The 24,483-nt window shown below is 33.0% G+C and carries 24 protein-coding genes; 9 read left to right on the top strand and 15 right to left on the bottom strand.

Going from position 1 to position 24,483, the window contains the following annotated elements; genetic code table 11:
• The first annotated feature begins 203 nt into the window (after positions 1-203).
• From FGM02_RS08185 to FGM02_RS08215, 7 genes are all read left to right on the top strand, one after another.
• Positions 204-1,250, top strand: coding sequence for a flavin monoamine oxidase family protein (locus FGM02_RS08185; protein ID WP_139957884.1), 1,047 nt, complete (start codon positions 204-206; stop codon positions 1,248-1,250).
• 108 nt (positions 1,251-1,358) lie between these two features.
• Positions 1,359-1,922 carry an RNA polymerase sigma factor gene (locus FGM02_RS08190; RefSeq protein WP_139957885.1) on the top strand — a complete coding sequence of 188 codons (564 nt, stop codon included), beginning with the start codon at positions 1,359-1,361 and terminating at the stop codon, positions 1,920-1,922.
• A 12-nt stretch (positions 1,923-1,934) separates the two neighbouring features.
• The gene (locus FGM02_RS08195; RefSeq protein WP_139957886.1) at positions 1,935-2,309 is read left to right on the top strand and encodes a hypothetical protein; all 375 of its coding nucleotides are present in this window, start codon (positions 1,935-1,937) and stop codon (positions 2,307-2,309) included.
• 86 nt (positions 2,310-2,395) lie between these two features.
• Positions 2,396-2,953, top strand: a complete 558-nt coding sequence (locus FGM02_RS08200) for a hypothetical protein (protein WP_139957887.1) — start codon at positions 2,396-2,398, stop codon at positions 2,951-2,953.
• 74 nt (positions 2,954-3,027) lie between these two features.
• Positions 3,028-3,876 carry a hypothetical protein gene (locus tag FGM02_RS08205; RefSeq protein ID WP_139957888.1) on the top strand — a complete coding sequence of 283 codons (849 nt, stop codon included), beginning with the start codon at positions 3,028-3,030 and terminating at the stop codon, positions 3,874-3,876.
• A 62-nt stretch (positions 3,877-3,938) separates the two neighbouring features.
• Entirely contained in the window at positions 3,939-4,517 is a 579-nt protein-coding gene (locus FGM02_RS08210; RefSeq protein WP_139957889.1) for a uracil-DNA glycosylase family protein, read from the top strand.
• 60 nt (positions 4,518-4,577) lie between these two features.
• Complete coding sequence (locus tag FGM02_RS08215) at positions 4,578-4,910, top strand: thioredoxin family protein (RefSeq protein WP_139957890.1); 333 nt, start codon at positions 4,578-4,580, stop codon at positions 4,908-4,910.
• A 129-nt stretch (positions 4,911-5,039) separates the two neighbouring features.
• On the opposite strand, the gene FGM02_RS08220 is transcribed toward FGM02_RS08215, so the two are convergent.
• The 7 genes from FGM02_RS08220 to FGM02_RS08255 all read right to left on the bottom strand — a co-directional run bounded on the left by FGM02_RS08220 (position 5,040) and on the right by FGM02_RS08255 (position 15,333).
• A complete protein-coding gene (locus tag FGM02_RS08220; RefSeq protein ID WP_139957891.1) occupies positions 5,040-5,321 on the bottom strand; it encodes a DUF1272 domain-containing protein in 282 nt (93 codons plus the stop codon).
• 9 nt (positions 5,322-5,330) lie between these two features.
• On the bottom strand, positions 5,331-6,344 hold the full coding sequence (locus FGM02_RS08225) for a DUF3500 domain-containing protein (RefSeq protein ID WP_139957892.1): 1,014 nt from the start codon (positions 6,342-6,344) through the stop codon (positions 5,331-5,333).
• 9 nt (positions 6,345-6,353) lie between these two features.
• On the bottom strand, positions 6,354-7,136 hold the full coding sequence (locus FGM02_RS08230; RefSeq protein WP_139957893.1) for a 3-keto-disaccharide hydrolase: 783 nt from the start codon (positions 7,134-7,136) through the stop codon (positions 6,354-6,356).
• A gap of 195 nt (positions 7,137-7,331) precedes the next feature.
• Positions 7,332-8,237 carry a M90 family metallopeptidase gene (locus FGM02_RS08235; protein ID WP_139957894.1) on the bottom strand — a complete coding sequence of 302 codons (906 nt, stop codon included), beginning with the start codon at positions 8,235-8,237 and terminating at the stop codon, positions 7,332-7,334.
• Between the two features lie 58 nt (positions 8,238-8,295).
• Positions 8,296-11,265 carry a DEAD/DEAH box helicase gene (locus FGM02_RS08240; RefSeq protein ID WP_139957895.1) on the bottom strand — a complete coding sequence of 990 codons (2,970 nt, stop codon included), beginning with the start codon at positions 11,263-11,265 and terminating at the stop codon, positions 8,296-8,298.
• 283 nt (positions 11,266-11,548) lie between these two features.
• Positions 11,549-14,461, bottom strand: coding sequence for an FAD-binding and (Fe-S)-binding domain-containing protein (locus FGM02_RS08245; RefSeq protein ID WP_139957896.1), 2,913 nt, complete (start codon positions 14,459-14,461; stop codon positions 11,549-11,551).
• Between the two features lie 404 nt (positions 14,462-14,865).
• Positions 14,866-15,333, bottom strand: a complete 468-nt coding sequence (locus FGM02_RS08255; RefSeq protein WP_139957897.1) for an Mpo1 family 2-hydroxy fatty acid dioxygenase — start codon at positions 15,331-15,333, stop codon at positions 14,866-14,868.
• A 178-nt stretch (positions 15,334-15,511) separates the two neighbouring features.
• Between FGM02_RS08255 and FGM02_RS08260 the strand changes: the two genes are divergently transcribed.
• Entirely contained in the window at positions 15,512-16,888 is a 1,377-nt protein-coding gene (locus FGM02_RS08260; protein ID WP_139957898.1) for a sulfatase-like hydrolase/transferase, read from the top strand.
• Positions 16,889-16,958: 70 nt separating this feature from the next.
• Here FGM02_RS08260 and FGM02_RS08265 read toward each other — a convergent pair whose 3' ends face one another.
• From FGM02_RS08265 to FGM02_RS08280, 4 genes are read right to left on the bottom strand one after another with little or no spacing between them, the layout of a single operon-like run.
• The gene (locus FGM02_RS08265; protein WP_139957899.1) at positions 16,959-17,414 is read right to left on the bottom strand and encodes a hypothetical protein; all 456 of its coding nucleotides are present in this window, start codon (positions 17,412-17,414) and stop codon (positions 16,959-16,961) included.
• 3 nt (positions 17,415-17,417) lie between these two features.
• Positions 17,418-17,936 (bottom strand): hypothetical protein, encoded by a 519-nt coding sequence (locus FGM02_RS08270; protein ID WP_139957900.1) that lies wholly within the window; start codon positions 17,934-17,936, stop codon positions 17,418-17,420.
• 30 nt (positions 17,937-17,966) lie between these two features.
• Entirely contained in the window at positions 17,967-18,509 is a 543-nt protein-coding gene (locus tag FGM02_RS08275) for an RNA polymerase sigma factor (protein WP_139957901.1), read from the bottom strand.
• 60 nt (positions 18,510-18,569) lie between these two features.
• Positions 18,570-20,012: a TonB-dependent receptor gene (locus FGM02_RS08280; protein ID WP_139957902.1), complete on the bottom strand. Its 1,443-nt coding sequence runs from the start codon at positions 20,010-20,012 to the stop codon at positions 18,570-18,572.
• A 124-nt stretch (positions 20,013-20,136) separates the two neighbouring features.
• Here FGM02_RS08280 and FGM02_RS08285 point away from each other — a divergent pair, with 124 nt between their 5' ends.
• A complete protein-coding gene (locus tag FGM02_RS08285; RefSeq protein ID WP_139957903.1) occupies positions 20,137-20,898 on the top strand; it encodes an MBL fold metallo-hydrolase in 762 nt (253 codons plus the stop codon).
• 4 nt (positions 20,899-20,902) lie between these two features.
• Here the strand turns inward: FGM02_RS08285 and FGM02_RS08290 are convergent, their stop codons facing one another.
• The 4 genes from FGM02_RS08290 to FGM02_RS08305 all read right to left on the bottom strand — a co-directional run bounded on the left by FGM02_RS08290 (position 20,903) and on the right by FGM02_RS08305 (position 24,482).
• Complete coding sequence (locus FGM02_RS08290; RefSeq protein WP_139957904.1) at positions 20,903-21,544, bottom strand: alpha/beta hydrolase; 642 nt, start codon at positions 21,542-21,544, stop codon at positions 20,903-20,905.
• A gap of 18 nt (positions 21,545-21,562) precedes the next feature.
• Positions 21,563-22,825 (bottom strand): dihydroorotase, encoded by a 1,263-nt coding sequence (locus FGM02_RS08295; protein ID WP_139957905.1) that lies wholly within the window; start codon positions 22,823-22,825, stop codon positions 21,563-21,565.
• Positions 22,826-23,085: 260 nt separating this feature from the next.
• Positions 23,086-23,736 (bottom strand): HAD family hydrolase, encoded by a 651-nt coding sequence (locus FGM02_RS08300; protein WP_139957906.1) that lies wholly within the window; start codon positions 23,734-23,736, stop codon positions 23,086-23,088.
• A gap of 8 nt (positions 23,737-23,744) precedes the next feature.
• On the bottom strand, positions 23,745-24,482 hold the full coding sequence (locus tag FGM02_RS08305; RefSeq protein ID WP_139957907.1) for a 5'-methylthioadenosine/adenosylhomocysteine nucleosidase: 738 nt from the start codon (positions 24,480-24,482) through the stop codon (positions 23,745-23,747).
• Between the last annotated feature and the right edge of the window lies 1 nt (position 24,483).

Here is a 24,483-nt window from a genome sequence, read left to right on the forward strand (position 1 = left end):
TTAGAATCCTCCTCTTTTGTAAAAGTAAAAAGAAAAATATACTATTTCACGGTATCTAAACGTTTTTTTAAAAGGAAATAAGTACAGATTAAGTTCTCTCATAAAATTAGAAATCAATATGCAATAGTTCTGCACTTTATAGTATTATTGTAAGGTCTTAGTTCCTAGGAATTCTACTAGGGACAAATCATAAATTAATAAAAATGTCAAAAACTAAATATATTATTATAGGAGCAGGTTTGTCTGGTTTAACAACGGCTTATCAATTCTTAAAACAAGGTATAGATGATTTTATTCTACTAGAAGCTAGAGACAGAGTAGGAGGCAGAATACTCACTGATAAAGGTATTGATTTTGGCGCTACTTGGTTGCAATACTACCATGAAAATTTAAAGAATTTACTGACAGAGCTAGAAGTAGCTACCTTTCCACAACATACTCAAGGACAAAGTGTTTTGGTATATAGTTCTATGGCAGCCCCTCATTTATTTGAAATTGACAAAGCACAACCTGGCTCAATTAGAATACAAGGAGGAAGTACTACTTTGATCGAAAAATTAGCAGAAAAACTGCAGCAAAAAATAAGATTAAATACGGTTGTTAACACTATTTCAGAAACAGAAGAAGGGATAAGCGTTTATACTGAAAAAGAAATGTATGAAGGCAATAAAGTTATCGTCACCCTACCACCTTTGCTTGCTTCTCATCTAAGTTACAGTCCTAAATTGCCAAATAAATTAGTGCAAGCCATGCAAAAAACACATACTTGGATGAGCAATGCCATCAAAGTTGGAATCACATTTAAAACTCCTTTTTGGAGAGCTAAAGGTTTTTCAGGGACTATTATTGGGCAAGTAAGTCCGGTTATAGAAATGTACGATCATACCGATTATGAAAACAAGCAATTTATTTTAAAAGGATTTGTCAATGAAAGTTTGCGAGAACTAAGTTCAGAAGAAAGGAAATTAAAAATATTAGATTATTTAGAAAAGCATCTTGGTGTAGATATTCGAAGCTACATGCATTACCAAGAAAAAGATTGGTCTCAGGATATGTACACGTCTTCAGAAAAATTAAACTCCTATTATTTAAGTCCCAAATATGGAAATTTACTTTTTCAGGAAAGTTATTTGCAGGGAAAATTATTTTTTTCAGGAACAGAAACGGCTTTGCAATATGGTGGTTATTTAGAAGGTGCGGTACTTAGTGGATTAAACGCAGCAAAATTTGCGCTAGAAAATAAATCTTAACATTTCTGTTTTCAAATAAAATAACAAGTATCTAAATTAATTTCAAACTTTTGGAAAGTTGCCAGGTCTAATAATTGGAAGTCTCAATTAAGATAGCTAATTTTCAACGTGAAATTAAAAGACGAAGCAGATTTTATCAAACGCTTAACAACGCCTAAAACCAAAGACAAAGCTTTTTCAGAGCTTTTGGATTTGTATCAGGAGCGCTTGTATTGGCATATAAGAAAATTTGTGATCACGCATGAAAACACAGATGATGTTTTGCAAAACACCTTTGTAAGAGTTTTTAAAAGTCTTTCAAAATTTCAACAAAAAAGCTCTTTGCACACTTGGATGTATCGCATTGCTTATAATGAATCGATTCGTTTTTTAGAAAAGGAAAAAAGAAATCAAGGAATTTCATTAGACAGTGTCAATACCAAATATTTAGATGCGCTAGTGGAAGATGTTTTTTTTGATGGAAAAGAAATTCAATTGAGATTGCACAAAACTTTGACAGAATTAACTGTGCGACAACGAACCGTTTTTCAAATGAAATATTTTGACGATTTGAAATTTAGAGAAATGGTAGATATATTGGAATTGAAAGAAGGCACGATAAAAACAATCTATTATAGTGCCGTTAAATTTATTGAAGAAAAAATGCTCGGAAATATTTATGTTCAAGCCTAAAATTTCAGAATTATGAAAAAAGATTTAAAAAACAAAGAAAGACATCAAAACGAGTTGGGTTATATTATACCAGACGGCTATTTTGCCAAGTCTAAAGAAAGTATTTTAGAAAAAGTACAACAAGAAACTAAGGTGAAGAGATTGGCTTTTTCGACTAAAAAAATAATCCTTTGGAGTGCGACAGCTGCTGCAGTTGTTTTACTTAGTTTGCCCATTTTAAATTTAGATAAAAATAGAAGTATTTCAGATAGTATTCTAAATGGGTCACAAGTAAATGTTTCGTCAACAGTGTCTCAACACCAAGCAGAAAATTTATTATTGGCAAGTCTTTTTACAGAAGACCAAGATTTGGAAGCGATTGTAGACGCCTATATGATTGAAGAATAAAATTTCAAATAAATTAAAACTTTTTTAAAAACTTTGGTTCTAATACATAGAACGTTCCTTAAAAAAATAATTAAAACTTAAACATCATGAAAAATTTAAAAACACTTTTCCTATTGGTTCTTTTGGTAACAATGGGTACAACGTATGCACAAGAAGAAACGGCTACAAACGAAAGACCTGAACGTCCAGAACGATCTGAAGTAGCAATTTTAACTGCAGAGCAAAAAGAAATGTTAGAAGCTCAAAAAGAATTGATCAAAGCCAACAAAGAGGCTTTTAAAGAAAGTTTATCTGCTGAGCAATTGGCTATTTTGGAAGATACTGAGTTGACAGCGAAAGACAAAAGAGAAGCTTTAAGAACTAGTTTTACTGAAACACAGCAAGCAACATTAACTTCTAACAGAGATGCCATAAAAGCATTAAAAGACGAGTTCAAAGCAACTATTACGGATGAACAACGTCAGCAAATGAAGCGAAGAGCAAAAGTAGGTAAAAGGAAAGGTACCAATGCGGATGTAAAAAATATAAAAGACCGTAAAACTCGTATCCAAGAAATTAAAGCTGCGAAAGATAGAGCTAAGGACCGAGTTAAAAACAATCGTAAAAATGGAGCTGGTGCAGGAAATGGAGCAGCAACTGAATAAATAAAAAATAGCTTATATTTGAAACAAGTGGTTTATCTCTCCACTTGTTTTTTTTTGATTAATTTTTCCACTCCATGAAATACCTACTTTCTTGTATCTTTTGTTTTGTTCTATTTTCTAATGCAGTCGCACAAGAAACTACGGAACCCAAAAAAGAAAAAGATTTAGACAGTTTATTAGATGAGTTATTTGACTCAGAAACTGAATTAAACGAATTGATTGCGGAAATGACCAATTTTAAGTTTTTGTATGTTTCTATGAATTACAATTCTGAAACCTATTTTTCGGGTAGAGATATTGGGATTGATCAATACAACTTGAGACCCCAAGTCACTTATGTAGATTCTAAAGGTTTTTTTGCAAGTGTTTCTGGTGCTTATTATAGTGAATTTGACCCAAAATTAGATCTTCTTACTGCTAGTTTAGGATATGGAAAATATTTCGATAAAAAGAAATTATTTAAATGGAACACTTCCTATACAAGGTATTTTTATTTTAATGATTTAGAAAATTTATTTGACAATACGGTGGGATTAGGGCTAAGTTACCGAACAAAAAAGAGAAACTTTGGTGTCAACTTATCAGGAGCCTTTTTATTTGGACAAGAGCAATCTTTTCAAGTTTCTTCCAGTATTTTTACTCGTATCAAATTGTATAAAAGTAAAAAACACGATTTGGTTTTACGACCTGATATTTCATTTGTTCTAGCACAGCAAACCATTGAATTAGTGGATACTGAAATTAGCAATGAAGTTTTTGATTTGATCAATACACAGTTTTCCATTCCTTTGCAATACACCATAAATTCTTTTGATTTTGAATTGGGTTATACTTTTAATTTCCCAAATGCCTTAGAAAATGATGAGGATTTACATACAACAGGATTTTTTAATTTTTCTGTGGCTTATTTAATTTCCCTTTAATTATTTATACCTTGTAATTTATAACTGTTTATAGAGACTGACTTCACCGTTATTCGAAACAAATGAAAAACCTTTTAGAAGAAATTAAGCAGTGCACACTTTGTAAAGAACACCTACAATTAGGTCCTAGGCCTATAGTACATGCAACTTCCAAAAGTAAAATTATCATTATCGGTCAAGCTCCAGGTTTGGCAGTTCACAATTCCGGTATTCCTTGGAATGATAAAAGTGGCGAAAACCTAAGAAATTGGCTGGGTGTAGAAAAACAAGAGTTTTACGACACTTCAAAATTCGCATTGACTCCCATGGGGTTTTGTTACCCAGGAAAAGGAAAATCGGGCGACTTACCTCCAAGAAAAGAATGTGCTCCCTTATGGCATGAGGCTCTTTTACAAGAGATAAAATCTGTAGAACTTATCATTTTAATAGGTGCGTATGCTCAAAATTATTATTTAACAAACTTTCCTAAAACAACACTTACCAAAAGAGTTTTCGAGTTTGAAAACTATTTACCAACGTATTTTGTATTGCCACATCCTTCACCTAGAAATAATATATGGCAAACAAAAAACAAATGGTTTGCTACCATTGTATTACCTCAATTAAAAAAAGAAATTTCTAAAATTTTAAAGAAAAAATAAGCATCTTTTTTTCTCCTAAATGATTTTTGTCATACTATTTTAGCAGCTTCTATCCTAATTTTGAGAAACGTATCAAAATTAGAACATAGAATTATGAAAAAAAATATTCAAATTTTAAGTGATGGTTGTAAGAAATGCAACACCTTAACAGAACTGGTAAAAAATGTGGTATCAGAATTGGCAATCCCTGCCGATATCCAAGTCGTAAATGATGTTTCCATCATGATGAGCAAAGATGTTTTATCCACCCCCGCTTTATTAATTAACGATGTGGTTATTATGAAAGGTAGGGTGCCTAGCAAAGAAGAAGTGATTGGTTATATTAGAGATGAGAAAAAATGCAAAACAGCAGAGGAATATGGGCAAACTTGTTCTCATGATACTTGTTTCTAGTGTTTCCAACTATTAAATAAATCCTAGGAATTAGCAATAGATCCACATGTTACCAGAATTCCATTAATTGGTCTAGAATCATCAAGTTGTCCATGATAAATGGATTTGATACAATTGTTAACATGGGATTTATCTTAAATGTGGAGGAACAGTTTTATTTTTATCTAAAAATTTATTTCTAATTACTGGTTTCAAAATTTTATCAGCGCGTACAGGATTTTTTTCTAGTTCTTTACTGGGCCTAATAGGACGTTTTTCAAACCCACCACCGCAATTGGGACAAACATTTTCTAAAACATCTGTCACACAGTTGGCACAAAAAGTACATTCGTAACTACAAATCATGGCTTTCTGACTTGTGTTCGGTAAGTCTAGATTGCAATTTTCACAGTTTGTTCTAATTTCTAACATAGGCTAAATTTAGTGCACATGTTGGTGGTCTTTATGGTAGTGTTCTCTAATTAAATCGCGGCCAAAGTCTCCTTCAAAATCTCGCCAAATTGCATGAATATGATTGGCGTTTCTTTGAGTGTTATCAAATTCTATTAAAAAAGAACTTCCTTGAATTCTATAATAATGTCCTTTTCCAGAAAAAGTGGCACCCGCCCAAGCAAAATGAATTTCATTCAGTTCATTTTTTTGAATTGTTTCTAGTTTAATAGAAGCTTCTTTTTTAGGCAAGGATGAAAGATATTCCTCTAAAATAGCTAGCAATATTTTTTTTTGTGAAGCAGTTAATTCTTGATAAGAAATACCCACAGGTTCCAAAGCAGAAACTTTAGATTGACTAGACGTCATTAGTCTTCCGGAAGCCTTTTCTTGAAAAATGGCTATTTCTTGTTGTGTTGTTGATAAGGAGTTAATCAATTCAAATCCTAAATCTTCTTCTCTGTGTAAAGTTCTTTCGCCTTTGCGAGGTCCGGAAGGTATAATTGCTGGATTGGCACCCATAAATCGAGGAGCTATAGAAATAGCACCATTTAAAACCGTAAAGTTTAAGGAAAGATGATGTCCCTCAAACGACCAAGACCAAAGTTTGTCCTTTTCCGAATCGCCATAAAAAGCGACGCTATATTTTTCTGGGTCTCGAAAAACCTTATTGCCACTTTCCGCTGCTAAAAATGTTTCTAAAGACATAATTCTTTTTGCTTTTTCATGTCCTGATTCTGACAAATAAAATGACAATAATTTGTGCAAGGCTTTTTTTTGGCGAGTGTTAAGCTTACTTATTTGCAGTCCTTCTCTAGGAACCATTGTGGCGGGTAAAAAATGCCAAAATGTTTTTGAGGGATGTTCAAATGGAAAAACAGCTTCTTGTCGTTGTTCTAAACTAAGTTCATTTAGAAAACTAATGACAGGATTTTTTTGCGCTTGAGAAACTTGTCCAATAAATAAAATAACTAATAGAAAAAGGAGGGAGGATTTGTAAGTCATAAGCTCTATTTACAGTCTTCTAATCCAAATATTTCTAAATTGTGTTTTATTTCCATGATCTTGCAAAGAAATAGAATCCTCACCATGACCTTTTGGATAATGATGCAAACCAATGTATTTTGTCAAACCATTTATGGTCACATTGTTTTGAATTAAAACACCATTGTGTAAAACCGTAATTCTTGCCGGATAATCTAAGTTGCCATTTGCTTTAAAACGTGGAGCTGTATAAATTATATCATAGCTATTCCATTCCGACGGACTTCTCATAGCATTGACCAAAGGAGCATGATCTTTATAAATTGCACCTGCTTGACCGTTTCTATAGGTACGGTTATTGTACGAGTCTAAAACCTGTAATTCATACCTTCCTTGTAAAAAAACACCACTATTTCCTCTACCTTGACTTTCACCAAAAACGACATCTGGAGCACTAAATTCTATATGTAATTGACAGTCGCCAAATTTTAGTTTTGTTTTGATAGCTCCAGAACCAGGCAGGACTTCCATATGATCGCCATCCACAATTTTCCAAGCGGCTGGACTGTTATTTTTACCTACCCATTGGTCTAAATTAGAACCATCAAACAAAATAATAGCATCAGAAGGAGCATCACCAAGTTTTTTGGCTGGAGTAATTACAGGAACCTCAGGATTCCAAATTTCTGTCATTTGAGGTTTCATGGGCATGGGCGAAACCTCTGGAGGAGTGCTAGAATGTTTATTTTGTGCGTTGCTGTTTACAATAAATGCTGAGGCCAGTAAAAGGGGCCATTTAAATTTAGAATTCATGCGTAATTTTTAGTGATTCGTTAATTTCTTATCTTTCAAGAAGCTAATGCTATTGAAAGTCTAAACATACCATTTTTTTTAGACTTTTTTAGAAGAGTCCTAAATACAGTTAATTTGCACCGCAAGAAACCAAATCAGACAAATAGCTATTTCTTTAGAAAAGGAAGTTCTAATTGAATTTAAGAAAAAAAAGGTCTAAGATTTCAGATTGTAATGTACAAAACCACAACATTTTTTAAATTTTTCACCACTATTGCAAGGACATTTAGAATTTCGTCCGATAGAAACTGTGTTTTTCTCTAAAGCCTTTTCATCCATTTCTTGGTTGAAAATTTTTTCTAATAAGGCATACAATTCAGGATGTTTTTTGGCTAATAATTTTGGACGCTCAAAAAAATATTCACTAGTTACTGAAAAAAACTCGGCTTTGTTGGTACCTCCGTAAGGATTTATATCGGAAGCGCCTTCGTAAATTTCATCAATTTTTTTATTGATCAAATCGAGCCAAGGAATTGCATATTGCTTTTCTAATAACACGGACGGAATTCCATCAATGGCACCATCTAGCTTATCCAATAAATGAACAAATTCATGAATTGCTGTGTTTTTTTTATCAGATTCATTTTTAAATCCATGCCACAAAGCTTCTTTAGAAAGAATCATTTTTCCTTCCAAATAACCATTGCCAACCATGCCTAATATCCGTCGATCTTCTCCCTCAGTTTCAAAATCTCTATTAAAACTATTGGGATAAATTAAGACTTCATTGATGTTTGTATAGCGCCAATTTTTAAAACCAAATATGGGAATTACGGCACTTGCTGCTACCAATACTTTATCAGCATCATCTATAGAAGTTCTAATTCCTGTAATTCTGCAATACAGCAAAAATTCTTGAACCTTGTATTCAAATTCTTTTTTTTCAGAAGAAATTAAGGCTGTGTAAAAAATGACATTTTGTTCTAACACCAATCGCCATGTTACAGGAAAATCTTTCTTGGGTACTTTTTTTGTACTTCCATTTAGGGTACCCTTGTTCTTGCTTCTATTAAAAACAACAACACAAATAAGAATAACCAAAAAGACTAAAATTGCAAGCATGACTCTAATTTCTAAAATGAATAAAACGCTAAAACAACGAATATATACTAATGAAAGATTAAACCAAGTCGTACATATTTAAATGTTTCTTTAAAACTCCAGAAGGGGTGTCTTTTGTTTCATCAAACACTCTGGTATCACCAAACAAAATAAAACTATCTCTGGCTCTAGAAACAGCAACGTTAAGCATATTCGGTTTGTTGTCTCTATCAAAAAACAAAACGCCTTCATCTTCATGGCTGTAAACAGAACTAAACAAAACAATATTTCTTTCAGCACCTTGTAGGGCATGTACTGTTCCTAGTTTGATATCATTTACTTTAAATCCGGCATCGGTCAGCGCTTTTGATAATTCTGATTTTTGACTGGTAAAAGGAGTGATAATTCCTAAAACACTTTCCACAGATTCAACATTATAGGCTTCTTGAATTCCTTCTTTGTTTCTATTCAACCAAGAAATAATAGATTTCACTTCGTTTAAATTGCAACGGCTGTTAAATTTTCGTTCACTTAAACCTTCAATATGGTAAGCCATCATAGAAGGAAATATCTGGCCTTCTTTAGCCACACCTTTCATAGGTTTTAAAATACCTCCGTAAGCCAATTCATTGCAAAAACCAATAATTTCATCATTGCAACGTCTGTGCTCTAACAATAACAAACCGTTTTCTTTTCCTTTAATTACTGAAGTTTCATATTCACAGGCATTTTGTGCCATTTTCATAATACTACCGCTCGATGCTAAAAAGCCCAAATTTTCCAAATAATCATTTTGAGCAGTTGTTTCAATAATATTTTGGTTGATCAAATTTCCTTTATCTATTTGTGGAGGAATAGACCAAATAGGTTCAATTTGTTTCAAATCACCCACAACAATGGCTTTTTTTGCCAAGGCGAAAATAGGAATACTTACTTCTGGCGTAACCTGACCAGCCTCATCAATAATTAATAAATCTAAAAAGTTATAAAGTGGTAAATATTCAAAAATCGGATTTCCTTCTTCGTTTTCTCCTTGAAACTGACTGTATAAAAAATGGGTAGGAGCCATATAAAAAGTGGCTACAAAACAAGGTGTCAGCATGGCTCTACGTTTCCATTTGGCCGTAATCACTTTTTCTCCGGTTCCTTTTTCTGTATCGTTTTCAAATACATCTTGAGTAGCCATCAACCATCTTGCTTCCCAATAATGGGTAGCCAATAAAAAGGCTTCATGACGTAAGGAAATGTCCATCTCATCATAAAAAAAACGATGAGATTTATCTTCCTCCTTCATTTTTTGATATTCAAACTCCCACATTTCTTCTTCAGAAACAAAAGGATTTCCCTTGATGTTATTTTGAATTTTCCATTCTTTTAAACGGGCAAAAGAATTTAAAACCATATTTATATCACCGATACATTCTTTTAAAAATTGCAAGGCTGTTTCCGTGGTTTCAATTTCTGAATCCGTTATTTTAAATAGCTGATTTTCGGTTTCAGGAATACTGTTCGTAGTAAAAACAACTTTCATTTCTTCTATAAAAGAAGCTTCTTTAGAACTACTTTTTATTTTGGTTAAAAGTTTGCGCCATTTTTGAAGATTTAAAACATTGATGGCGTGCTTTTTTATATAATGGTCCTTATTTAATAACAGGCCATTTACCTTGGTAATGGAATCAATATAATCTTTTGAAATATTGACTCCGTTGATCAATTTGTCTTCTACTACCGAAATTTCTTCTTGTAAATGCGAACAAATGTCATCTAGTGAATGTGCATCGAAGCCAAAATATTCATAGTATTTGTTAAAGAAAAAAGCTTCGGCATCTGCCACATAGCGTTCGTTTTCTAAATCGCATAAAGTCCCTTCATGACCAAATAAATTTCCTTTTAAAAAATTGATGTTTTTTAAAGATTTCGGACTTTTAGAACTTGAGGGTAAATAGGTCGCATATCCTGTAAAACCAGGTATCCAACGCTCAGCCAATAAACCTTTATCACTAACAGAATTGATAAAACTATCAATAATATTTGTCACCGCTTGGTTGTTGGTAGAACAAGCCAAAATAACAGGAGCGTCTTCTCCTTTAATAGCAGCTCTAACCACTTCTGTGGCCACCAAACTTTGCAACAAGGTTGTTTTACCTGTTCCTGGAGGTCCGTTTACCGCGGTAATGGAATTAGGTTCCGACGTTAAATAGGACAGCAAGGTTTTTCGTTGACTAATTGACAAAGGAAATTCATTAGACATTTGGCCTAAATGCAAATGGTTGTATTTTAAGTAGCCATAATCTGTAATTGGTTCTTTTCGGTCACGATTTACAGGCGTGACTAATTTATCAACCAGAGGTAATTCTTCGGCTTCATTCAATAAATTTTCATACAGAAATAAAATACTTTTTGCCGTGGCAATTTTTGAACTGGTGGCAAAATAAGTCACATTAAAATTGGTTCGGTAATTTTCTGTGCGATAGCTACCAATATTTCCGACAGCAATTTCAGAAAACACTGCATTTAAATAATCCCAATAGACTTGCCAATCTAAAGTTCCATCTTCATTATCTGGGTAAGGTTGTTCTAATTCTCTGGCTTGCTCCATCAAATCCATGGTAGAGAATATAAATTCATTGACAGAATCGGCAATAGGATCAACGTAATTTCTTACTATAAGTGGAAATATTTCTTTGGAAGGCGTTAATTGACCAGAACGATTTAGCTTGGCACCAATCCAAAATGGAAAAATATTTTTTTGTTTAAAGGATGGATTTTGGTTTAAGGGTTCTAATTGGAAAGGAGCAATTAAAATCTCCGTTTCCGTAATTTCACGCCAATTGGCATTGTCTTTTTTGGTAATACCTCGTAATCGATTGATTCTTCTTTCTTCAGCTTCTAAGATGCTTTTAGCATTTTTTTCTTCCAACATTCCAGTACTTAAATCACAATAATTTTGGTGAAATAAGTTTTTGATTCTTGAAGTATCTACCGCTAAATTTTCGCTATCAAACAAGCTGTTTCTATAGTAATGTAACCAGTTTTTAAGGTTGTTCATAAAGTAAAAGGATTCGCTAAAGTGTGTGGTTATTTAAAAACAGGAACGAAGATACCTTTTTATTGAATGCCTATTTTGGTCCATTAAAAAATTGGAGCTACAGTTTTCAACAAAAAAAGAATCCCCAAATTTAAGGGGATGCTAGAAATAGAAAAAATGCCCTATTTTGCTTTTTGAAACTCACGGAATTAGCCCAGAATTACCATAATTTTAAACAAGAACTGTGGTGTTTTTAGGCTTTGTAAGAATGTTAATAAGAAATTTTAGGAGGTGTAAATTTATGTTAAATCAATGCTGCGCGTAAAATACTTATCGGATGAAGTGCTGTTTTTGAAACTCCATCAAAAATTTGATGACGACAACTGGTCCCTGAAGCCGCAATTCTCACATCATCTTCTAAGTTTCTTAGCTTAGGAAACAAACTGTCTTCACCTACTTGCATACTCAAATCATAATGCTCTTTTTCATATCCGAAAGAACCTGCCATTCCACAGCAACCTGTAGCTAAAATACTCACGGTATAATTTGTTGGAATATTTAGAATTTCGAAAGTAGGAGCAATGCTACTCAATGATTTTTGATGACAATGACCATGAATTTTTAAGGTCTTCTTTTCTGAATGAAACAGGGATTTATTGATTTTCCCATTTTTATAGGCGGTATGCAAAAACTCTTCTATGGTGTACGTGTGTTCCGAAATTTTAACTGCTACCTTTTTATCACTAGCCAAACGAGGATACTCATCTCTAAAACCTAAAATAGCTGAAGGTTCCATTCCAACAAGTGGTGTTTCTTCACTGACAAGATTTTTAAAAACCTCCAAATTTGCATCAATGCATTTTTTTGCTTGGACTAACATTCCTTTTGAAATGGCACTTCTTCCACTTTCATCATGTTGAACTACTGTAGGTGTATAGCCTAATTTTGACAAAACGATAAGGGTATCAATTCCTACTTGTACATCGTAATAATTGGTGAATTCGTCACAAAACACATAGACAATTCCTAAATTATTTTGGTCTTTTTCTAAGGTTGATTTATTTTTTTTATACCATTTACGTAGGGTGATTTTTTCCAATTTGGGAATGCTACGTTTTTCGGCAATACCGATACTCTTTTTTACCCATTTGGTATTTAAAACGGAATTGGTAACTGCAGGTAACAGACTTCCAATTTTATTTAGTGAATAATTATTCGCAAATAACTTAGATCGTAAAGGGATTTTATGTTCTTTGTAATATTGGTATAAAAACTCTGCTTTTAAACTAGCTACATCCACATTACTAGGACATTCACTAGCACAAGCTTTGCAACTCAAACACAAGTCAAACACCTCTTTTAATTCCTTATGATCAAATTTATTTAATTTGGGACTATTGGTTAAATATTCACGCAAAGCATTGGCCCTGGCTCTGGTGGTGTCTTTTTCGTTTTTTGTAGCTCTATAACTCGGACACATGGTTCCGCCAGCCTCTACCGATTTTCTACAATCTCCAGAACCATTACATTTTTCAGTAACTCTAACAATTCCTTGACTGTCACTAAAATCAAATAAGGTGGTAATTTCAGGTTCTGTTCTATCAGCTTTAAAACGCAAATCTTGATCCATGCCATAAGCATTGACTATTTTTCCAGGATTAAAAATTGCTAATGGGTCAAAGGCGTGTTTTATTTTTCCTAAGAGTTGGTAATTCCTTTCACCAATCATTAGTGGAATAAATTCGGAACGTACAATGCCATCTCCATGTTCACCACTAAACGAACCTTGGTATTTTTTGACCAATTTAGCTGTGGCGGTTGTAATTTCACGAAACAAAACAACATCAGCCTTTTTCTTCAAATTTAAAATAGGTCGCAAATGCAATTCTCCAGCACCTGCATGTGCATAATACACGGCTTCTTGCTGATAGCGATCCATTAATTGGGTAAACTCTGAAATATAAGCTGGTAAATCTTTCAATTCAACCGCCGTATCCTCTATACAAGCTACCGCTTTGTCATCGCCAATAATATTTCCTAACAAGCCCAGGCCTGCTTTTCTTAGTTCATGAATTTTAGGAATATCTTTTCCAAATATTTTAGGATGATGGTAACCGAAATTATTCGAAATTAAATCCTTGATCAATTTATCTGCCTGTCGTTCTGCACCTTCTTCTGTACTATCTGCTACCTCTAACATTAAAATAGCTTTTGGATCTCCTTGTAAGAAAAAACGATTTTTTTGCTGTTCTCTATTATTCTTGGTACAATCTAAAATAATTTTGTCCATCAATTCGCAATTGTACAATTGATGTTTCATGGCGACAACAACCGCTTCCAAACTTTCTTGTATGCTATGAAAATGAACACCGAGCATTACGGAATGTGTAGGAGCAATGTCATCTAATTTAATGGTTATTTCCGTTGTAAAGGCTAAAGTCCCTTCACTACCACAAAGAAGTTCGCACAAATTAATATGTGCAGTATCGCCACCAAATAAATCTGATTTTAACAAACTATCAACCGCATACCCAGTATTTCTTCTGTGAATTGTTTTTCGGGGGAATTCTCGGTGAATTTCCTCTTGATTTTCTTTAACTTTTAACTGCCTATAAATTTCTTTGTAAATAGAACCTTCCAAAGAATTCATTTTTGTTTTTTCAAGAAACGTATCAGAACTAATTGTTTCAAAAGTAGCCTCTTCACCATTACTTAAAATAGTTTTTAAAGAAAGAACTTTATCTCTTGTCACCCCATACCGAATGGACGTGGTACCTGAAGAATTATTTCCAACCATTCCACCAATCATGCATCTGTTGGAAGTAGAAGTATTGGGTCCAAAAAATAAACCATAAGGTTTTAAGTATCTGTTTAAATCGTCACGGATAATCCCCGGTTGTAATTTAATTGTTTTCGCCTTTTCGTCGAAAGAAATTATTTTCGTAAAATATTTAGATACATCCACTACAATACCTTCTCCAACACATTGACCCGCCAAAGAAGTTCCAGCAGTTCTAGGAATTAAGGAGGTTTTATGTTTGCTAGCAAAAGCAACTAATTTTTTTAGATCACTTTCGTTTTTTGGATAACAAACTGCCTTCGGAATTTTTCGATAAACAGAAGCATCTGTGGCATACAAGTTTTTGTGCAAATCATCTTGATGCAGCTCTCCTTCTAAAACAGTTCCTAGGTCAAATAAGGCCTTTTTTATATCCATAATTTTTTACAAATCTCAATTTCTAAGAAATGTAAAAGTAAGATAAATTTAAAGGATTTATTTGGCGAATTGACGGATAATTGTTGAATTGTCTTTGGAAAGAATCACAATCAGTGCATAGATAATTACGATGTTTTTTATAATATATTGACCGACCAATGTTAAAGAATAAAACGACAGGTTGTAGCTTAGATTCTCTAAATAAAAAGCAACGTTTGTTGCGTTACAACCTTGAATGCAGTAAAGCCATATAAATACCAAATTTTCTGCAGGACTTAAATTCGGAAAAAATTTTAGGAAACCGAACCATAATTAAATAAGACTACTACTAAACGACATAGTACTTATTGCATTGAACGGTTTTTTTTGGAACATTCTATAAAATTTTATTCTAAGACTGTTCTTTATTTAGATGGTTTAAATAATTTTTCAAACACCCAAGGAGGTCCGATTAATAAAAATTGTAAATCTTGAAAAAAGGAAGGTTTCTTTCCTTCAATTTTATGACCGTAAAACTGTCCAATCCATGCAATAACAAACAATGTTAGTGACACATAAAAATTATTTGTAAAATCATTCACCAAACTGTTTAAGACAATACAAATAAGCGTAAATAAAAACATTCGTAAAAAAATAACAAGATTCAAACGTAGGTAAAATAGCAAAACAAATAGACTAACAACTGTGGCCCAATTTTCTAAAATTGGAAGTCCCAAATTTAAATGATCACGTAATATACCTCTAGGAATACAGAGTAATAAACCCAAAATACTGTAATAAATTACAGGCACACATACCATATGAATTTTTAAATTTGTTGCATTTTGGTGACTTTCAGCATAGGCGTCAAACCATTGTTGTGGTGATTTCATAATTTAAATCTTAAAGAACCCTAACAAGTTACATTATTTTTTAATTGTTTGCCAACTCAAATAATATTCGAAGGAAACAGTAAGTAAATGATACTAAATTAAGGTAGGGTAATTTGAAGCGAAACTGTTTAATTTATATACGATTTAAACTAATTCAAGCCAATAAGGTCTTATTATTATGAAACGAAACTCCCAAACACCAAGATTTTTTTTTCTATTATTTTTAGCACTACTTTTTAGTTATTGTAGTTCCGAAACCATGGATGCACAAGAAGTCATTGAAGATCCTGAAGAAGAAGTAGAGGAAGAAACGCCAACAATACACACCCAACCCAATATTCTGTTACTTATTGCAGATGATGTTAGTTTAGATGCCACACCGAATTATGCACCTGAATTAAATGCCACAAAAGCCAATATGCCGACTTTAGAAAAATTGATGCAAGAGGGATTGGTCTTTGACAATTTATGGTCTTATTCAGTGTGTTCTCCCACAAGAGCTTCAATTCTTACAGGAAAACACAGTATCTCTACAGGTGTTTATGCTCCTGGAAATCATATCAGCGCTTCAGAAAAATCTTTACAGAAATATATTGATGAACAAACGAACAATGCATATGCGCATGCTGTATTTGGAAAATGGCATTTGTCAGGGAACAGAGATTATGCGCAACCTACCGATATGGGCATCGGAACCTTTTCAGGAACCTTAGGAGGTGGTTTGGGTGATTATTGGAATTATTCCTTAGTCGTAAATTCAGAAATTACAGATGTTACAGATTCGTATTCTACTACAAAATATACAGATTTGGCCATTGAATGGAAAAACAAGCAAAGCAAACCTTGGTTTTTATGGGTGGCCTACAATGCAGCACATACCCCTTTTCATAGACCCGACGATGGCTTGATTAGCAATACAAGTTTGGCTCCTTACCAAGAAGGTCGATCTGATGATTTACCGTATTACTTGGCTATGTTAGAAGCTATGGATCACGAAATGGGACGTTTGATAGATAGTATGACAGCAGAAGAAAAAGCAAATACGATTGTCATTTATATTGGCGACAATGGGACTCCTAAAAAAGTATCGCAATATGGTGACACAAACAAACATCGAAAAGAATCAATTTACCAAGGAGGTATCAATGTTCCTTTAGTTGTTTCAGGAAATGGGGTAAGAGTAGGAAGAGAAACTGATGCTTTGGTTAACACCACCGATTTATTTGCTACTATTGGAGAACTAGCAGGTTCTACAACGACTAACATTCATGAAAGTTTTAGTTTTAAAGATTTATTATACAACGATAATGCTGCCACAAAAGAATTTGTATATGCATCAGTAACTCCAAACAACGGACAAGATAAATATGCTGTTAGAAATGACAGCTACAAATTAATCAGTGTAGTAGGGGGGAGTTCTGAAGACGAAGAAATGTACAATTTGAAATTAGATGCCTACGAAGAAACAAATATTTTGTTACGCAGTTTGACCAATGAAGAAACACAAGCTCGAGTTTCACTACAAAATGAAGGAAAAAGAATAAGAGGGGAGTAAATAGAAAAGCTAGTTTAAGAAAACAAAAATGCCGTTACAACTAATTTGTAACGGCATTTTTGTTGCCTTGTTAAGATTTCTTTTTTCGCAATCTTTTTAATAACGATTGATTGAAATTTATTTCTGCCAAATGTAATTTTAGTATTTTCTTTGGCGGTAAAAAAGATTCTAATTTTTTAAAGAAAGCCTTTTTATTGCGAACTCTTTTTGAATCGATTCCAATAAATTTGTTTGCTAATTGCTTTGCTTTTTCATCCGATAAATTGGCTACATCTCCAGCGGAATCTACTTCTTGTTTGATTGAGGTCAATTCAACCGATTTTAGCAGCTTGTTTTGTTTTTCGTACTCGTTGTACAGTACCCAAAATTTTTCAGCTTCCTCCGGAGTTAAATCCAATTCTGTTGAAATAAAATTCACTTTTAAAGCACGTACTTTGGAAAAAGATAGATGGCCATTTTTTTGTGCCGAAAGGAACGTACTACAAAAAAGTAGACTTGCTATAAATAATTTTATGGTGTGTTTCATATTTTATAAATTATCTAAATACAATAATTCTGGATCTACTTCTTCTAAATAATTTAAGATCTCAGATTCACTAAATTTAGTTTTATTGACTAAAGAAAGGGTCGCATCTTCAGGTAAATTTTTAGCGATATCATAACTATCTACATAAAAATTACCGTTTTCAATATACGCATCAATTTCGGCAATTGTCAACGATTCAAAAGTAACTTCAGGCTTTGTGTTGCTTACATAATTCCAAGTAAAAAATAGCAATAAGGAAGCGGCAATACTACTTGCAATATATAGTTTTCTAAGTTTTCCTTTTTTCTGAAGTCCTTGTTTTTTAAACAATTCTTGCTCAAAATTTTCGAAATAATTTTCAGGTACCTGATAAGCCAATTTCTTTGGGATTTTTTGCTCAAAAAGTGGCAACATCAACGCGTCATCTGCATCTTCAAAATAATTTTCAGGAACAGAAAAACCGGGGTTCTCTAAACCTCTATTTTTTAAGTTTTCTAAATATTTATTTTCATTCTTGTCCATATTCTTAAGACCCGTGCTACTGCCAAAGGTTTAATATTTTTTTATATAATGTTCAATTTTTTTAACGGCATGGAAATAAGAAGCTTTTAAGGCACCCACTGAGGTACCCAAAATTTCTGAAATTTCATCGTATTTTAAATTGTCAAAATACTTCATGTTAAAAACCAACTGTTGTTTTTGTGGTAGAGTCTGAATGGCTTTTTGAAGTATGATTTGAATTTCATCTCCATCAAACAATACATCTCTTTGCAAAGAAGTTACTTGCTTGGCTTGATAATCTTCAATAGAAACATTTGAGTTTTTAGCCCGCTTGTTTAAAAAAGTAATCGATTCATTGGTTGCAATTCTATACATCCAAGTAAATAATTTACTGTCTTCTTTAAAATTATGAATGCTTTTGTAAACTTTTATAAAGGTGTTTTGCAAAACATCATTGCTATCTTCGTGTGAAATAAGAATTTTACGAATATGCCAATACAAGCGTTCTTTGTACAAAGATACCAATTCACGATAAGCCTTTTCAGAGGTTTTAGCGTTTTTCAGTTGTTCTATTAGTACTTTTTCTTCGTTCACAAAATTCGGTTAAGGCTATAAATGTACTAAAATAGCTTGTATGAATTGCGAATATAATTTTTATTTTCCTCGTCGAGAATAACCAAACAATCGTCTACGTTTTATCAATTCAGAAATACCTTCTGGTAGCATTTCTTCCCAACCGTCTTCTGATTTGGCTATCATTTCTAAAATGAGTTTAGAATATACATTCAAAATTGTAGGATCGTATTCTTTGATGTCTACCAATTTCCCATTGTTTTTAAAGAATTTATAGAGTTCCTTAATTCTAGGATGAACGGTTAAATTATCACTGGTTAGCAATTCACCTGTTTCTTCATTTTTAGAAGGGTATAAGTAAATTTTCAAATCTTTAAAGAATAATTTTCCTACAGCTTCTAAAATTCCACCGTTCAAATCGCGGTAATATTTCTCATCAAAAACTTTCACCATATTGTCAACACCCATGGCCAATCCCATACGGTTTTTGGTAAATTCATTGAAATATTCAACCAATTTGTAATATTCTTTGAAATTTGAAATCATCACATTTTGACCTAAAGAACATAATAATTCTGCGCGATCTAAGAAATCACGTTCATTAATTCTACCTCCAGATCGAAGATTAGATAAGGTAATTTCAAATATAATTTGTGTGTTTTCTTTTTCGACCTTGTTTTCTTTAAAGAATAGTTTTTTGGCATTTTCGTAAATATCCATATTTACTTTAGTTACGGGTCTAAAGCTACCTCGCAAAGCCAAAATATTTTTTTTATACAAAACCTGTGCTGGCAATAAATTCACACCGCTTGAATCAAACATTACGGCATTGGTCATGCCATTTTTCACCAATTGCAAACTCATCAAACGATTATCTACATACATAAATCTAGATCCAGAAAAATTGATCATGTCAATTTCCAATTGATCTTTGTGTAAATTGTCATACAAGGATGCCAATAATTCTTTCGGATTGTCATTTAAATAAAAGGCCCCGTAAATTAAGTTTACCCCTAATTTCCCTAAGGTTTCTTGCTGTAGTGTCGCGTCAGATTCTTTGAAACGAAAGTGCAATACAATTTCATTATAGTCTTCTAAAGGGTCTAGTTGAAAACGAATTCCGACCCAACCATGTCCTTTAAATTTTTTAGCAAAATCTATAGTTTGAACCGTGTTGGCATAACTAAAAAATAATTTGTCAGGATGCTTTTCTCTACTCAATCGATCTTCCATCAATCGAATTTCGTGCTTCACCATCTTTTTAAGACGCTTTTCGGTTACATACCTTCTGTCGTCTTCAATACCATAAATTGCATCAGAAAAATCCTTGTCGTAAGCACTCATGGCTTTGGCAATGGTACCTGAAGCACCACCAGATCTAAAAAAATTACGAACCGTTTCTTGTCCTGCTCCAATTTCTGAAAAAGTACCGTAAATATTTTTATTCAAATTGATACGTAATGACTTCCCTTTAATGGTTGGAGTGTTGTTTATTTCTTGGTCTCCTCTTAATGTAATTGGCATATAATGTATATTAAAGAATCTGAAAACAAATGTAATCAAATAGCTCAAGTTTTGGTAAATATATTGGTATTTTTGTTTCTGTATTTTTACATATAATTCACTGTTTATACTATTTACAATTGCAATGAAAATAACATTTTTAGGTACAGGTACATCTCAAGGAGTTCCCATGATTTTATCCAATCATCCCGTAAACTCATCTAAAGACTTAAAAGATAACCGACTGCGCTCTTCTGTATTGGTTTCATGGAATGAATTTTCTTATTTAATTGATTGTGGCCCTGATTTTAGACAACAAGTTTTACGGGCAGAAGTCAAAAATATCAATGGAATTTTATTTACCCACGAACACTCAGATCATATTGCAGGTTTGGATGATATTAGACCCTATTGTTATAAAATAGGAGCCATGCCTATTTATGCTCAGAAAAGAGTAATGACTTGTTTAGAAAAGAGATACGATTATATTTTTCAAAAAGAAAATCGTTACCCAGGTGCCGCTCAAGTGGAAGAAAATATAATTGAGGATCAGGTTTTTGAATTGAATGGTATTACTATAACACCCATTAATTTATTGCACGGGACTTTGGAAATTTTTGGTTACCGATTTGATAATTTCGCCTATTTGACGGATATCAAATACATCAAAGAAGAAGAAAAAGAAAAATTAAAAAACTTGGAGGTTTTGGTGGTAAGTGCTATTAGATACGAGCCACATCCCACACATTTTAATGTAGAAGAGGCATTAGCATTTATAGAAGAAATAAAACCTAAAAAAGCCTATATCACACATATCAGTCATATGCTCGGATTTCATAAAGAGGTTTCCAAAGCACTCCCTGAAAATGTGTATTTAAGTTATGATGGTTTAGAGTTGGAAATTTAATCGCTTAGATTCTTTCTAGTAACCATGCTTTCAAATCGTAAAAATTTTGAGGATGAACACCATGGCCCACAGGATATTCTTTGTAAGAATTTTTAATTCCTAATTCCGATAGATAAACAGGAGCCTTTCGTGCCCATTCTACTGGAATTACTTGATCTACATAGCCATGAGAAATAAAATAATCTACATTGGATTGACTTCCTTTGTTCTCTAACAAGTCTTCATTTAAATACCCACTTAGTGCAACAACATTTTGAACTTTATTGGTATTCAATGAAAGTCCATAACTTAAAATAGCTCCTTGACTAAAACCAAGTAAAAATACTTTCTTAGCATCTAGATTTTTCTCACTGACAATTTCATCAATAAATAAAGAAATCTTATCAAGAGACACTCTAGCTTCCTCCAAATCAGAAAATTTATTCTGATCTGCATCAAAATTTATACTGTACCAAGCAAAACTATTGTGACCTAAATTATGAGGTGCTCTAACACTGATAATATGAAATTCGTCTGGTAATTCTTCTGAAAAAGAAAACAAATCTTGTTCATTACTACCATAACCATGCAATAAAATTAATAAGGGTGCTGCCGATTCACTAGCAGTTTTTGGCAATCTTTCTATATATTCCAATGTTGTACTCATCAAATGTTCTTTTTCAATTTAGTTATTCAATACCAATTTTTGGTTGGCATAGATACCATATACTTTTCCTTTTGATTCTTTATCGATAAAAATGGAATTTTTGGAAGTAGACAAAATATCTTTTTCGGTGAAAACCGTTGTTGCTGCTGCTGGATTGAACAAGCTAATTTTAGCTTCGCTTCCTTCTTTTATGCTACCGTTTTCTATACCAAACAAATCTTTTGGCTTAGTCGTTAAAAGTGCCACTAAAGTCTCCAAATCTACAATTTGGTTTAGCTGCCCAAACAAACTTTCTAAACCGATAGTCCCGTATTTAGCATTGCTAAACTCCACTTTTTTATTTTCTATATCAATAGGGTTATGATCTGAAGTCACACAATCAATTGTTCCATCAAGTAAACCTGCTAACAAAGCTTTCACGTCAACAGCTGTACGTAAAGGTGGTTTCACTTTTACTCTAGAATCAAAACCATACAATTCTTCATCTGTTAGGACGACATTGTGAATGGCAACACTACAAGTAACTTTTAAACCTTTAGCTTTGGCTTCCTTTACTAAGGCCACCGATTTGGCAGTACTTATTGTTGGAATGTGTAATTTTCCTCCTGTATATTCTAGTAAAAATAAATCTCTTGTAATCTGTAATTCTTCCGCTAAATTCGGAATTCCTTTTAATCCCAAACGTGTGCTATTCATCCCTTCATTTACAATTCCTTCACCAGAAATGGCATTGTTATTAGGAAAACTCAATACCAATCCGTTAAAATTTTGAGCGTATTGTAAGGCAACTTTCATCAAATTGTCATTAGACACTGCTTTGTTATAATCTCCAAAAGCAATAGCGCCAGAATTTTTCATATCATACAATTCCGCCATTTCAACGCCCTTGCTGTTTTGTGTTAAACTAGCAATAGGATGTAAGTTTGTGGCTTGGCTAAAACTTTCGTTTTTTAAATAAGCCACTGCCGATTTACAATCGATAAAAGGTTTTGTATTGGAATTAACCGCCACATCGGTAAAACCACTTTTGGCTGCAACCTGCAAACCATGTGCAATGGTTTCTCTTTCTTCATACCCAGGTTCTCCAAAAGAGACACTCGAATCGAACCAACCATTAGAAATATATAAATTCTCTAAGTTTACTTCTTGGCAATCCTTTGGACAGTCAATAGAATCCGCAATTTTAGAAAAGTTATTATTTAGAATGAGTACGTCTTTCTTTTGATTATGGTAAGGACTTTCCGTATCAATTATCGTTGCCGATTTTAATAAGATATTCATGAATACAACAGTTTTAAAGCAAATATTTCCGCGTGCAAAGATACAGTAGAAGCTTCAATAATGAATTTTCTAACGGATTTTTTTAAAAGAAATAAATGATGGAAATAAAAAGCAGTTGCTAAAGAATTTAGCTGGGAAAAAAGTAAGATTTTTGGATACTTTAACTGCATTGTTTACTAAGATTTTTCAAAGATAAGCAAAGAATAGCGAACAACAATAATTTTTAGTCCATAGAAATTCGTCCAAACTAAAAATTCTTTTTAAGACAATAAATCCAACAATTCTTCTGGTGAGTCAATTATATAATCTGGCTTTTCCGCTACTAATGATGCTTTAGATCGAAACCCCCAAGTAACGGCTACAGAAATTAATCCTGCATTTTTTGCTGTTTGAATATCTACAGAAGTGTCTCCAACATACAAAGTGTTGTTTACATTCAAACCTAATTCTTTGCATATATTTAAAACAACTTCTGGATTCGGTTTTTTCAATGCTTCCGTAGTCAATCCAATTACGGGATTAAATATTGCAGGTAATGTATGAGTAACCACTTTTTTTGTCAAAGCATCAGCTTTGTTCGATAAAACAGCCATTTTTAGGGTTGTTTTTTGCAATTGTTCTAACAAAGGCATTACTCCTTGGTATACAGCCGTTTTGTTAATGCAATTGTCTTTATAATGACGAAACATTTCATCAAAAACTCGATCAATTTCCTTTTCATTCTTAGCATCAGCGGGCAATGCTTTTCCAACCAAATTACGGATTCCACTACCGATAAAAGTCTCATAAGCTTCATAACTATGCGTAGGGTAGCTAGAGGCTTCTAAAACCACATTCATAGAATATGCTATGTCTGCAATCGAATTCACCAAAGTACCGTCTAAGTCAAAAATAATTCCTTCAATATTCATTTTTAAATTTATTTAATATAATTTTTAAGAATTCCTTTGGCGTATTTACAGGCCACGGATTTTGTGAATTTTGGAAAATCAATAGGCGCCTCATCATTCGCACTGTCTGAAATAATTCGAACAATAGAAAAAGGAATCTCGTATTCAAAGCAAACTTGAGCAACCGCTGCACCCTCCATTTCTACACATTGTGCGCTAGGAATTGCTTTTAAAAGTTCTGCAACTTTTTCTTTTGAAGCAATAAACTGATCTCCACTTAAAACAGAACCTTGCACAACTTTTGGTTTTGAAATTTTAAATTCCTGTAAAACAACTTTAGAAATTGAATTTTCAATAGTATTTGTAAAACTTGTGACAGCACTTTCTAGTTGAACGTTTTGTTGAGTTTTAAAATAGGTCTTTCCCAATAAAGGAATCTCAAACCGATCAAAAAGCGGGCGCGTATCCATATCGTGTTGAAATAATTTTTCACCAATCACAATATCACCAACATTTAAATCACTAGATAAAGCGCCAGCAACGCCCGTAAAAATAATTTCATCCACTTTATAATCATTGATCAATTGTGTGGTGGTAACAGCGGCTGCAACTTTTCCCCACCTTGAAAAAACGACTACAATTTCTTTATTGTAGAAAGTGCCTTCATAATAGGAGCGCATTCCTTTTTTCGTAATTTTTACATTTTTCAGTACATCAAGTATTGATTGTACTTCTTCAGGCATGGCACTGATAACACCAATTCTCATA

Origin of the sequence: Flavicella sediminum, from assembly GCF_006381105.1 — a bacterium.
Taxonomy (GTDB): domain Bacteria; phylum Bacteroidota; class Bacteroidia; order Flavobacteriales; family Flavobacteriaceae; genus Flavicella; species Flavicella sediminum.

Coding starts and splice junctions, on each gene's coding strand:
- FGM02_RS08270 (WP_139957900.1), bottom strand. CDS start 17,936: ATGGACAAGAATGAAAATAAATATTTAGAAAACTTAAAAAATAGAGGT.
- FGM02_RS08305 (WP_139957907.1), bottom strand. CDS start 24,482: ATGAGAATTGGTGTTATCAGTGCCATGCCTGAAGAAGTACAATCAATA.
- FGM02_RS08295 (WP_139957905.1), bottom strand. CDS start 22,825: ATGAATATCTTATTAAAATCGGCAACGATAATTGATACGGAAAGTCCT.
- FGM02_RS08185 (WP_139957884.1), top strand. CDS start 204: ATGTCAAAAACTAAATATATTATTATAGGAGCAGGTTTGTCTGGTTTA.
- FGM02_RS08210 (WP_139957889.1), top strand. CDS start 3,939: ATGAAAAACCTTTTAGAAGAAATTAAGCAGTGCACACTTTGTAAAGAA.
- FGM02_RS08235 (WP_139957894.1), bottom strand. CDS start 8,237: ATGCTTGCAATTTTAGTCTTTTTGGTTATTCTTATTTGTGTTGTTGTT.
- FGM02_RS08225 (WP_139957892.1), bottom strand. CDS start 6,344: ATGACTTACAAATCCTCCCTCCTTTTTCTATTAGTTATTTTATTTATT.
- FGM02_RS08285 (WP_139957903.1), top strand. CDS start 20,137: ATGAAAATAACATTTTTAGGTACAGGTACATCTCAAGGAGTTCCCATG.
- FGM02_RS08265 (WP_139957899.1), bottom strand. CDS start 17,414: ATGAAACACACCATAAAATTATTTATAGCAAGTCTACTTTTTTGTAGT.
- FGM02_RS08255 (WP_139957897.1), bottom strand. CDS start 15,333: ATGAAATCACCACAACAATGGTTTGACGCCTATGCTGAAAGTCACCAA.
- FGM02_RS08260 (WP_139957898.1), top strand. CDS start 15,512: ATGAAACGAAACTCCCAAACACCAAGATTTTTTTTTCTATTATTTTTA.
- FGM02_RS08230 (WP_139957893.1), bottom strand. CDS start 7,136: ATGAATTCTAAATTTAAATGGCCCCTTTTACTGGCCTCAGCATTTATT.
- FGM02_RS08300 (WP_139957906.1), bottom strand. CDS start 23,736: ATGAATATTGAAGGAATTATTTTTGACTTAGACGGTACTTTGGTGAAT.
- FGM02_RS08240 (WP_139957895.1), bottom strand. CDS start 11,265: ATGAACAACCTTAAAAACTGGTTACATTACTATAGAAACAGCTTGTTT.
- FGM02_RS08280 (WP_139957902.1), bottom strand. CDS start 20,012: ATGCCAATTACATTAAGAGGAGACCAAGAAATAAACAACACTCCAACC.
- FGM02_RS08290 (WP_139957904.1), bottom strand. CDS start 21,544: ATGAGTACAACATTGGAATATATAGAAAGATTGCCAAAAACTGCTAGT.
- FGM02_RS08200 (WP_139957887.1), top strand. CDS start 2,396: ATGAAAAATTTAAAAACACTTTTCCTATTGGTTCTTTTGGTAACAATG.
- FGM02_RS08205 (WP_139957888.1), top strand. CDS start 3,028: ATGAAATACCTACTTTCTTGTATCTTTTGTTTTGTTCTATTTTCTAAT.
- FGM02_RS08195 (WP_139957886.1), top strand. CDS start 1,935: ATGAAAAAAGATTTAAAAAACAAAGAAAGACATCAAAACGAGTTGGGT.
- FGM02_RS08220 (WP_139957891.1), bottom strand. CDS start 5,321: ATGTTAGAAATTAGAACAAACTGTGAAAATTGCAATCTAGACTTACCG.
- FGM02_RS08245 (WP_139957896.1), bottom strand. CDS start 14,461: ATGGATATAAAAAAGGCCTTATTTGACCTAGGAACTGTTTTAGAAGGA.